The sequence below is a fragment of the Enterobacter cloacae complex sp. IR5458 genome (assembly GCF_049238025.1).
Taxonomy (GTDB): domain Bacteria; phylum Pseudomonadota; class Gammaproteobacteria; order Enterobacterales; family Enterobacteriaceae; genus Enterobacter; species Enterobacter kobei.
Genome location: NZ_JBMKIF010000144.1, coordinates 1 through 551, shown reverse-complemented (window position 1 = coordinate 551; position 551 = coordinate 1). Strand labels below are relative to the sequence as shown.

Here is a 551-nt window from a genome sequence, read left to right as displayed (position 1 = left end):
ATGTTGATGGCCGTTTTGTTCTTGCGCGGATGCTGCTTCAAGGTTTTTACCTTGCCGGGACGCTCGGCGATCAGCCAGTCCACATCCACCTCGGCCAGCTCCTCGCGCTGTGGCGCTCCTTGGTAGCCGGCATCGGCTGAGACAAATTGCTCCTCTCCATGAAGCAGATTACCCAGCTGATTGAGGTCATGCTCGTTGGCCGCGGTGGTGACTAGGCTGTGGGTCAGGCCACTCTTGGCATCGACACCAATGTGGGCCTTCATGCCAAAGTGCCACTGATTGCCTTTCTTGGTCTGATGCATCTCCGGATCGCGTTGCTGCTCTTTGTTCTTGGTAGAGCTGGGTGCCTCAATGATGGTGGCATCCACCAAAGTGCCTTGGGTCATCATGACGCCTGCTTCGGCCAGCCAGCGATTGATGGTCTTGAACAATTGACGGGCCAGTTGATGCTGCTCGAGCAGGTGGCGGAAATTCATGATGGTGGTGCGATCCGGCAGGGCGCTATCCAGGGATAATCGGGCAAACAGGCGCATGGAGGCGATTTCGTACAG

General features: G+C 56.8%; 1 pseudogene. It reads right to left on the bottom strand.

From position 1 onward, the window contains the following. Nucleotides 1-551, bottom strand: a pseudogene (locus tag ACOTYN_RS26465) (IS5-like element ISKpn26 family transposase); the annotation flags it as partial.